This window comes from Legionella sp. km772 (assembly GCF_003989735.1).
GTDB lineage: Bacteria > Pseudomonadota > Gammaproteobacteria > Legionellales > Legionellaceae > Legionella.
In genome coordinates this window covers 1-1,282 of record NZ_RZGQ01000355.1, presented here as the reverse complement: position 1 = coordinate 1,282, position 1,282 = coordinate 1, and the positions used below count along the sequence as shown (strand labels likewise).

The window sequence follows — 1,282 nt, the reverse complement described above, 5'->3', positions numbered from 1 at the left end:
AAACTCATTTAAATCACTTTGCTATTAAGTACAAATTGATTCTTAGAGCGAACCAGATTGCTTGGCAGGAGCTTAAAAATATGGCAGCTTAAAATTGACCGTGCGTAACATGAGTGAATAATAATTGTCGGTAAAATAGTGGTTATAATCCACATAGACTGGCCAATTACGTGTTGAACAAGGAATAAGTTCGGAGTCATAGGATTCATCAAGCGCTAAATTTTCCATTTCTACTTCTTTTTCCACTTCTTTTTGTACTTCTACTTCTAAAGCAAAAAAATCCTCATTGCTTTCATATTCTGCTAAACAAAAAGGTAGGGCTTTATTAATGATTTGTTCTAATTTAGTCGATAGATGGGCAATATCTTGTTGATGGGCTTGCAGTTCGGCTGCAAGTAAGCATTTTTGCCATAATTGTTGTAATTGTTCTTTATACCCACCTAATATTTTTTCTATGGCTTGGTTTTTGTTAAGTTTCCCGTATAAAGCGAATAGATCAAGAGAGCTTGTATCTTCAAAGAAGGGACGAAAATGCTTCATTAAGAGTGCTTTTTTCTCCGCCTCTTCAGAAGGAAGATCTTGAATTAGGGAAAGGAAATGACGGCGTATATGATTACGCATTTGTCCTTTTGCCGCAGAGGGTGTATCTCTAAATACTGCCGTTTCATCATTGCTTTTAAATTGAAAGTACAGTTCATCTAAAGTGATATTGTTCATGCGTTCAGGAACAATAATTTCCATACTTTGCTGCAATTCTAATTGCCGTAGACGCATACTTCCCTGCAAAAATTCTTGTAAGCCGGTTTTGTCATCTACGAGGACTAAGGCATGCGTGCTTTCTTCTTGGCTAATATCGGTACCAGTAATATGGATTTGATCAAAATAAGTAAAGCGCTCTTCTGGGCTTGAATCTAATACCCGGTTAAGAACATTGGGATCACTGGTTGCTAGAATAATAGGATTATTAGGCCTGTTAATATCAATAGCGCACAAGACTTGCTGTTCATTAAAATACAATACCTGCCTTAGTGGTTTTTTATACGCCGCGGGGTTTCTTTGTAGATGGGCTGCAATTTCTTGGGCTACGGCAAGATTGTTAACTCCAGCAAAGGCACCCTTAATATCGATAATAGCACGCGTATGCTGGGGAAGAGCTGATTCATTTAATAACTCATGTTACGCACATAAACTTGTAGTTTGACTAAAAAGCATTAGAATTCCGCCCTTAATTTTAGGGAGGGAATTAAATGGATATGCTTGATCTTTATAGTGATTATTTGAT

The 1,282-nt window shown here is 37.0% G+C and carries 1 protein-coding gene; it reads right to left on the bottom strand.

What is annotated here, in order from left to right; genetic code table 11:
- Positions 1-72: 72 nt before the first annotated feature.
- Entirely contained in the window at positions 73-1,017 is a 945-nt protein-coding gene (locus ELY15_RS15860) for a hypothetical protein (protein ID WP_127101735.1), read from the bottom strand.
- Positions 1,018-1,282 lie beyond the last annotated feature (265 nt).